Genomic DNA, 8,873 nt, shown 5'->3' with positions numbered 1-8,873 from the left:
AGTACAGATCGAGCGCACTGCTTCGCGAGAGACACACGGCCGGCTCACCCGCGTCGCGCATGCGCGCCGTGCGCAGCCACACCTCGAGCGCAATGGCGAAGCCACCGTGTGCCGCGTCGCCCTCGTTCGACAGATACGGCAGCGGGGCCGGATCGCCCTCGGCGCGGGGCGCGAGGGGGGCACGAAACGGCTCGAGGGCCTCGAGCGTGACGACCCACGGACTGATGGTGCTCGCGAAGTTCTTGGCGAGAAAGGGCCCGAGCGGCTGGTACTCCCACGCCTGCAGATCGCGCGCCGACCAGTCGTTGAGCAGACACAGCCCCCACAGGTGACGTTCGGCGTCGGCCAGCGCGATCGTCTCACCGAGCGCGTTGCCGGCCCCGACGAAGGCGCCGAGTTCGAGCTCGTAGTCGAGCGACCGTGACGGCCCCACCGTGGGTACGGCGTCGTTGGGGCCCTTGCGCTGTCCCACCGGACGGGTGACGGTGGCACCCGAGACGACGAGACTCGAGGCCCGGCCGTGGTAGCCGATCGGCACCCACTTGTAGTTGGGGAGCAGCGGGTTGTCGGGGCGGAACATGCTGCCCACGTTCGTGGCGTGGTGCACTGACGCATAGAAGTCGGTGTAGTCGCCCACCTGCACCGGCAAGAACAGCTCGGCGTCGCACTGCAGCACGAGGGCGTGCTGTGCCGTTTGCTGCGTGTGTACGGCGGCGTGTTTCCCGAGCAGTTCGAGCAAGGCGAGGCGCAGCGCCCGGCGCGCGTCGGCCCCGAGGGCCATCAGCGCGTTGAGCGCCGGCGCGGCACAGGCGCGCATGGCCTGCTGCGTGAGGGCATCGGCCTCACCGCAGAGGCCCGCCGCATGACACGCCGCTACATCGAGGATTGCATCGCCGATGGCGACCCCGACGCGCGGCGTTTCAGAGCTGCCGGCGCGACGGAATACGCCGAACGGCAGATTGTGTAACGGGAAGTCGGCGTGGCCGTTGGCGCTGGCGACCCAGCTGGAGAGCGGAAACACGGAGGACGTCATAGTGCCGAAAAGGGGGACGTAGCGGAGCGCCAGCGATGATGGCGCCGTCGCGTCAAATCCAACCGAGCGCGCGACTCTCGTCGACGGGCTCCGTGAACGAACAGGAGCCGATGCTCACGATCATGTGCTCCCGGACCTGCTGCAGCGTGTGGCGGGCGATGGCGATGGGCCCATCGCCTGCGTGCCAGACGAGATGCGTCTCGGAAAACTCGAGTGACGACACCCGGGCTTCTTCGATCGCCTGCACGGCGAGGGTATCGGTGCCGCCGTTCGCGATGACGGCAGCCGCCAGCAGCACGTTCAGAAAACCGAACATGCGACAGGTCGCGGCCTCGGGCTCGTACGTCAGGCGGTAGGTGCCACACAGGGGGTGATGCAACCCGGCCGTCGCCTTGGCGCGCACGTCGTACGTGAGCAGGGCCCGCAGGAAATCCACGATGTGTTGCTTCGACGGAAACGCCTCGGCCACCGTGCCCCCCGTCCGCATCTTCGCGAAACGCCCCACCTTGGCGATGGCTTCCAGCAGCTCGCTCGGATCCGTGACGATCGGCACTTCCAACCACGCGTGGAACGAGCGCGGCAGGGCGTCGTGCAAGGCCATGATTTCGGCGACGCTGCCGACTTTGGCTTCGTACGAATCGACGCGTGCGCCGCATTCCTCGAAACACACCCGATGTCGCTCGTTGAACGCAGTGATCGCTTCGAGGTCGGCGTGCAGATCGCCACTGCCGGTCACCGACAGCAGCCACGGAATCGCGCCGGCGTCCCGGGGCAGGAGTGGGTCGGCCGCCGCGGAGAACTCGGCCAGGCGCGAGGCAGGACAAACGAAGCGTCCGAGCATCCACCCCGCACCCCCCGCCCGATAGTGCGCGAAGTTGCGAACGGCGCGCGCCATGTCGAGCGAGGCCGGGGGAAACAGGCCGGCATAATCGATGATCGCCTCGAGCAGGATGCGCGACGGGCGTTCAGTGAGCGGAGGGAGGCGGACGGGCATGGCGAAGGGTGCGGCCGTGTGGGTGAGGGGATTCACAGACCGTCGAAATCGAGTCCGAGATCGAGCGCGGGCGCCGAATGGGTGAGGGCACCCACCGAAATCCGGTCGACGCCGGTGTCGGCGATGGCACGCACCGTATCGAGCGTTACCCCGCCGGACGCCTCGGTGACCACTCGTCCGGCACAGCGTGCCACGGCGTCACGCAACTGATCGAGCGACATGTTGTCGAGCAGCACCCAGTCGGCGCCGGCGGCAACGGCGGCCTCCACCTGTGCCACCGTATCGCACTCCACCTGCACTGGCGTGCCCGGGACGGCGATCTGACGGGCGCGGGTAACCGCCGTAGCGATATCCCCACCGATGGCGGCCAAATGGTTGTCCTTGATGAGCACACCGCTCCGCAGATCGAGCCGGTGGTTGGTGCCGCCGCCGGCGCGGACTGCATACTTCTCCAGCGTGCGCCAGCCCGGCGTGGTCTTGCGCGTATCGAGAATCTGCGCCCGGGAGCCCGTGATCGCGTCGACGAAGCGAGCGGTGAGGGTGGCGATCCCGGACAGCCGCTGCAGGTAGTTGAGCGCAGTGCGCTCGGCCGAAAGCATGCCGCGCGCGTGGCCCGTGAGCGAAAGCACCGGATCACCCGCCTTCACGTGGGTTCCGTCTTCGGCGTCCACGCGCACCGTGATGGTCGGATCGAGCTGGCGGAATGCCTCGATGGCGAGCGGAATGCCGGCGATCACCCCCGCGCGGCGCGCCACAATGGCGCCGCGCACCTCGCGCGCACCCATCACCGTGGCGATCGTGGACACGTCGTTGAACGCTTCGTCTTCCTGCAGTGCCGCCCGCACCCGCGCCGTCGTGTCTTCCGCCGACAGCGGGAAGCCCGCCCGCGGATGGGACGCGGGCGGTGTGGGACGGAGCGGCGGGTGGAGCGCGTTCATTCCCCGGGATCCCCGGGACCGAAGGGGCTGACGCCCGCGTTGCCACCGATGCTCACCATGCGCTCGATCGCCGTCCGGGCGCGCGCCGCGATGTCCTCGGGCACCGTGATGCGGAACTGATTGTACAGCAGCGCATCACGCACCTTGGGCAGCGTGGTGACCTTCATGAATGAGCACTGCGCGCGGTCATTCGCCGCGATGAAGTGCTTGGCGGGATTCTCACGCCGCAACCGGTGCAGGATGCCAATTTCGGTGGCAACAATGAAGGTGTCCTGCGACGTCTGCATGGGCCGCTTGATCATCCCCTCGGTGGAGAGGATGTGCACGTTGTGCGGATCCACCGCGCCGGCACTGATCGCTTCCACCACCGGGGTGGCGCAGCCGCATTCGGGGTGAATGAGGAACTCGGCGCCGGGGTACTGCGCGCGCGTGCGCGAGATGTGCTCCGGGTCGATGCCGGCGTGCACGTGACACTCCCCCATCCACACGTGGATGTTGTTGCGCCCCGTTTCGCGGCGCACATGCGCGCCGAGGAACATGTCGGGGAGGAAGAGGATCTCCCGGTCCCGCGGGATGGCGTTCACCACTTCCACCGCGTTGCCCGACGTGCAGCAGTAATCGCTTTCGGCCTTCACCTCGGCCGTGGTGTTCACGTACGCCACCACCACGGCGCCCGGATGCTCGGCCTTCCAAGCGCGCAGTTGCGCCGCATCGATGGTGCTGGCGAGCGAGCAGCCGGCGGCGAGATCGGGGAGCAGCACGGTCTTCTGGGGCGACAAAATGGCCGCGGTTTCGGCCATGAAGTGCACCCCGCAGAAGACGATCACGTCGGCGTCGGTCCGTGCGGCCTCACGGGACAACCCGAGCGAGTCGCCCACGTAATCGGCGACATCCTGGATTTCCGGACGCTCGTAATTGTGCGCGAGGATGACCGCGTTCTTCGCCTTGGCGAGGGAACGGATCTCTTCGGCGATGGCGGGATCGTAATGGGCTTCGAGAATCGTCATGACGGCGGGGATGCTGCTACCAGGTAATGTGCCGGCCTTGCCACTTCCGGCGCGTCTTCGGAAAATCGCTTCGGAAGTGCCCTCCACGCGACTCCTTGCGCAGGAGTGCGGCTTCGGTCACTAGCGTGGCGGTGGTATGGAGATTGCGCTCCTCGGTGGCGCCCGGCGCAAGCCGTTCCCCCACCTGCTGGAGCGCCGCCTGACAGCGACGCAGTCCGACGGCCGTTCGGGAGATGCCGGCGAAGTCCCACATGAGCCGGCGGATTTCGTCGGCCGCGACCTGGGCGGCACCGCGATCGGGGAGAGGCGGCACGTCCCAGTCGTGCCGGTCGGGCACCGCGAGCTCTTCCGGCGTATGGGCCAGGTCGCGCGCCACGCGTTCAGCGAACACCAGCCCCTCCAGAAGGGAATTGGAGGCGAGCCGGTTGGCGCCGTGCACCCCGGTTCTGGCCACCTCCCCTACCGCGTACAGGCGCGGCAGACTCGAACGGCCGGCCAGATCGGTGACGACCCCGCCCATCATGTAGTGGGCGGCCGGCGTGACGGGGATCGGTGTGCTGGACGGGTCGATCCCCCGGGCGCGGCACAGGGCATCAATGCCCGGGAAGCGGGTGGCAAAGCCGGCCCCCAGCTTGGTCGCGTCGAGAAAGACGCGGCCGTGTGCCTGCTGCTCGCGGAAGATTTCGCGGGCGACCACATCGCGGGGGGCCAGTTCGGCCAGGCGGTGCCGTGACGGCATGAACCGCTCGCCACGGCCGTTCAGGAGGATGGCCCCCTCGCCACGCACCGCCTCGGACACCAGTGCCAGCGGGTTTTCGGGGGTGTCGAGCGCCGTAGGATGAAACTGGACGAATTCCATGTCGGCGAGTCGGGCGCCGGCCCGGTGCGCAATTGCAAAGCCGTCGCCGGTCGCGACCTGCGGATTGGTGGTATACCGGTAGAGCTGACCGCAGCCGCCGGTCGCGAGCACGGTCGCGTCGGCCACGATCTCCACGGGGCGCCCGGCGAGGGACACCCGTACACCGGCGCACTGCGGGCCATCCTCCTCGTCCACCAGCAGCAGATCGAGCACGCGGGCCGTTTCCCGCACGTCAATGCTGGGCGTTTCCCGAACCCTGGTGACGAGCGCCCGGGCGACTTCGGCGCCCGTCTGGTCGCCCCGGGCATGCACGATCCGATGGCGGGAATGCGCAGCTTCCCGTCCGAGCTGGAAGTCGCCGTCGGGATCGAGGTCGAAGCGGGCCCCGGCGGCCTGCAGTTCGCGCACCCGGGCGGGCCCCTCCTCCACCAGCACCTGTACGGCCTCGCGGTCACAGAGGGCCGCCCCCGCCGCCAGGGTGTCCTCCCGGTGCAGTTGGGGGCTGTCTCCGGCCCCAAGTGCAGCGGCAATGCCCCCTTGCGCGTAGGCCGTTGCAGAGTCGAAGAGGGTGCGCTTTGTGAGCACCGTCACCGACCCGTGGGCCGACGCACGCCACGCGGTGTGTAAACCGGCAACCCCGCTACCAATCACAAGGAACCGGGTGCGGATCCGTTCGGTCATAGTAGTTTCAATCAAAGGACATCGGGTCCCCAACTGAACCCCTGGCCGGAACCCCGGCCAGACTCACCTGCATCTTTCGATCTTCAGGAGACGTCATGCGTTTGACGTTCATGGCTGGTGCCGTGGCCGCCGCGTCGCTCACCACGGTAGTCCCCGCGACGGCCGTCGCTCAGCCGGGCGGCGTGTCCGCCTCGTGCAACATCGACATCAACGCGCCCAAGGAAATGGCGATGCTGTCGCTGTCGTACCAGCAGGCCAAGTCGTCGCAGAATCCCGAGCAGCGCAAGAAGCTGCTCACGACGATGACCAAGGAGCTGGACACGAAGCCGGAGCGTTTTGCCAAGAACGCCACGGGCTACCAGTACATGTTGAGCGAAGTGTTCAAGATGTGGGCGCTCGAGCCGGGTACGCCGCACGCGCCGACGCGCGCGTCGATTGGTCTCGTGGCCAACCCGACCGAGACGATCGACCTGGTGACCGCCGTCGACGCGGCCTACAAGGCCATCGTAGCAGCCTCGCCGGCCTGTGAGGCCGACATCAAGGCGCAGCGTCAGAACGAGCTCTGGCTTGCCCAGACGCAGGCTGCCCTGGCGGCGATGAGCGGCAACAGCCTCGACTCGGCCGAGTACTACGCCAAGCGTTCCATGCTGCTCGCCAACGGCCCGTACCCGCACTACGTGCTGGCCAACGTCGCGAATCAGAAGAACGACAAGAAGGCGGCGATGATGCACTGGAAGCACGTCATCGATCTGGCGGGCAAGGACTCGGTGTACAAGGATCTCAAGAGCGGCTCCATGTACTACCTCGCCATGACGCAGCTGGAGCAGGCGGGTGGGGCGCAGGGTGCCGATCAGGTGGCGCTCGCGAAGGAAGCGGCGACGTCGTTCAAGACGATCATTGCCGAGTATCCGGACAGCCCGGAGGTGCCGAACCACTACAACAACTGGGCCGAGGCGCTCACGTTGGCCAAGGACCCGGACATGGGGCAGGTGTACGCCGACATGCTCGCCAACCCTGACAAGCAGAGCGACATCTCGCTCGCCATCGGCGGTGTGGTGGCCACCCGCGCCAACAAGTCCGACGACGCGCTCAAGCTGTTCGAAGCCTCGGTGAAGAAGAATCCCAACAGCCGTGACGGCCTGCGCAACGTGGCGGCGTCGTACTACTCGAAGGATCGCTTCAAGGACATGTTCGATCCGAGCCGCAAGCTGGTGGCGCTGGACCCGAATAACTACGACGCGTGGATGTTCTTCGCTTACGCCGCCCAGGGTATCGGCAAGGCGGCCAAGCTGCCCGCGGAAAAGAAGGCATGGACCGACTCGCTGGTGAAGTACCAGAAGATCGCCGAAGAACTGCCGGTGAAGGCGGAAGTCGCGGGCTTCTCGCGCGGTGCAGAGAACGCCACGCTCACGATCGCCCTCGAGCAGGTGGCGGCCACGGGCACCTACGCGGTGACGGCGGAGTTCCTCGACATGGCCGGCAACGTGGTTGCATCGGCGACGGCCGAAACGGGCGCGCTCAAGAAGGGCGACCGCAAGAACATCGAGATCAAGGCTACGGGTAAGGGCATCTACGCCTACCGCTACAAGCCGATCAAGTAAGGCAGACCGCACGTTCGACGAACGGCCGTGGGCACCCGCCCACGGCCGTTTTTTTCTCGGGGGAGAGCGCAAGCCCTTCCCGTGCGGCCCTTCGGCGGCGAACCTTCGGAGCCATGCGTCGTACCCTCTCTCTGATCGGGGCGCTCCTCCTCGCCCACGTCCTTCTGCTCACCGTGCGTCCGTCCGGCGCGACCGTCGCGGACACCTCCGACGGGCTCGATGTCGGCATCGTGTTCGATGTCGGCGGTCGGGGCGATAAGTCGTTCAACGACGGCGCCTACCTTGGGGGCGAACGGGCCGGGAAGGAACTCGGGGCCCGCGTGACGTACATCGAGCCCGGGGAGGGCTCTGACCGCGAAGCCGGACTCCGGTTGCTCGCGGCCGAGGGGATGGATCTGGTGATCGGCGTGGGCTTCATCTTCACCGACGATGTGCTGGCGTTGGCCAAGGAGTATCCCAACGTGCGCTTCGCCAACGTGGACATGTCGGTGCCACTCGACTCGCTGGGCCAGCCGCTGCCGCTCCCGACGAATCTCCGCGCGCTCAAGTTCCGCGAAGAACAGGGTTCGTTCCTCGTGGGTGCCCTCGCGGCGCTGGTGGGGAAGAGCAAGAAGATCGGGTTCGTAGGCGGCATGGATATCTCGCTCATCCACAAGTTCGAGGCCGGCTATCGGGCCGGGGTGAATCACGTGTGCCCCGACTGTACGGTGATCGCGAATTACGCCGGCGTGACGCCGGAAGCGTTTCGCAATCCGGGCCGTGGCAAGGAGATGGCGCTCGCGATGTACAATCAGGGCGTGAACGTGATCTTCCATGCGTCGGGCTCCACCGGCCTTGGCGTCTTCGAGGCGGCGCGCACCACCGGCCGGCTTGCGATCGGCGTGGATGCCGATCAGTACGGCGAAGCCCCGGGGTTCATCCTCACGAGCATGGTGAAGGGGATCGATGCCTCGGTCCTGGCCGCCGTGAAATCGGTGAAGGAGGGCTCGTTCACCGGTGGCGTGCAGCAGTTCGGGCTCGCGGAGAAGGGCGTGGGCTACATCTACGACCGCAACAACCGCACGCTTATTCCCGACCGCGTACGCGCGACGCTCGATTCGCTCAGCGCCGATATCATAGCCGGCCGCATCACCGTGCCCGCCACGCGTGAGGGCGACAAGTGAGCACCGGGCGCAGCGCACCGGCGAACGCGCCGGCGATTCGCATGGCGGGGGTGGTGAAGACGTTCGGCGCGGTGGTGGCCAACCGCGATGCCGCGCTCGAAGTACAGCAAGGCGAGATTCACGCGCTCGTCGGGGAAAATGGCGCGGGCAAGAGCACGCTCATGCGCGTGCTGGCGGGGCTGTACGCACCCGATGGCGGGACGGTGGAGGTGAACGGCCGTGACGTGACCGGCTGGAAGACCACCAACGCCATCGCCGCCGGCGTAGGCATGGTGCATCAGCACTTCATGCTGGTGCCCACGCTCACGGTAGCGGAAAACGTGGTGCTGGGCATGGAGCCCACCAAGGGCATCACGATCGACCTGCAGCGGGCGGTGCTCGAGGTTGAAGCGCTGTGCAAGAAGTGCGGGCTGCACGTGGATGCGCGCGCGACGATCGCCGATCTCACCGTGGGCGAAGCCCAGCGGGTCGAGATTCTCAAGGCGCTGTATCGCGGGGCGCGCGTGCTCATTCTCGACGAACCCACGGCCGTACTCTCGCCGCCGGAAGTGCAGGAGTTGTGGGGTGTGCTGCGCACGCTGCGCGCCGATGGCGGCA

At 67.3% G+C, this 8,873-nt stretch carries 8 protein-coding genes; 3 read left to right on the top strand and 5 right to left on the bottom strand.

Annotated elements, in window-relative coordinates:
* The 5 genes from fahA to ACIQ6O_RS09230 all read right to left on the bottom strand — a co-directional run.
* On the bottom strand, positions 1-1,033 hold a 1,033-nt coding region (fahA, locus tag ACIQ6O_RS09250), incomplete at its 3' end, for a fumarylacetoacetase (RefSeq protein ID WP_396207499.1).
* 52 nt (positions 1,034-1,085) lie between these two features.
* Complete coding sequence (locus ACIQ6O_RS09245; protein WP_396207498.1) at positions 1,086-2,027, bottom strand: hypothetical protein; 942 nt, start codon at positions 2,025-2,027, stop codon at positions 1,086-1,088.
* A gap of 32 nt (positions 2,028-2,059) precedes the next feature.
* Positions 2,060-2,965: a carboxylating nicotinate-nucleotide diphosphorylase gene (nadC, locus tag ACIQ6O_RS09240; protein WP_396207497.1), complete on the bottom strand. Its 906-nt coding sequence runs from the start codon at positions 2,963-2,965 to the stop codon at positions 2,060-2,062.
* A complete protein-coding gene (gene nadA / locus ACIQ6O_RS09235) occupies positions 2,962-3,972 on the bottom strand; it encodes a quinolinate synthase NadA (protein ID WP_396207496.1) in 1,011 nt (336 codons plus the stop codon). The genes nadC and nadA overlap by 4 nt, the downstream gene beginning before the upstream one ends.
* Before the next feature lie 16 nt (positions 3,973-3,988).
* Positions 3,989-5,512 carry an L-aspartate oxidase gene (locus tag ACIQ6O_RS09230; RefSeq protein ID WP_396207495.1) on the bottom strand — a complete coding sequence of 508 codons (1,524 nt, stop codon included), beginning with the start codon at positions 5,510-5,512 and terminating at the stop codon, positions 3,989-3,991.
* Positions 5,513-5,607: 95 nt separating this feature from the next.
* On the opposite strand from ACIQ6O_RS09230, the gene ACIQ6O_RS09225 reads away from it, so the two are divergent.
* The 3 genes from ACIQ6O_RS09225 to ACIQ6O_RS09215 form a co-directional block, all read left to right on the top strand.
* Positions 5,608-7,113, top strand: a complete 1,506-nt coding sequence (locus ACIQ6O_RS09225) for a hypothetical protein (RefSeq protein WP_396207494.1) — start codon at positions 5,608-5,610, stop codon at positions 7,111-7,113.
* 113 nt (positions 7,114-7,226) lie between these two features.
* Positions 7,227-8,276: a BMP family protein gene (locus tag ACIQ6O_RS09220; RefSeq protein WP_396207493.1), complete on the top strand. Its 1,050-nt coding sequence runs from the start codon at positions 7,227-7,229 to the stop codon at positions 8,274-8,276.
* A partial coding sequence (locus ACIQ6O_RS09215) for an ATP-binding cassette domain-containing protein (RefSeq protein WP_396207492.1) occupies positions 8,273-8,873 on the top strand: 601 nt, incomplete at its 3' end. The genes ACIQ6O_RS09220 and ACIQ6O_RS09215, both read left to right, overlap by 4 nt.

The organism is Gemmatimonas sp., assembly GCF_044345575.1.
In the GTDB taxonomy this organism is placed as follows: Bacteria; Gemmatimonadota; Gemmatimonadetes; order Gemmatimonadales; family Gemmatimonadaceae; genus Gemmatimonas.
This window is presented reverse-complemented; position numbering and strand designations above follow the sequence as displayed.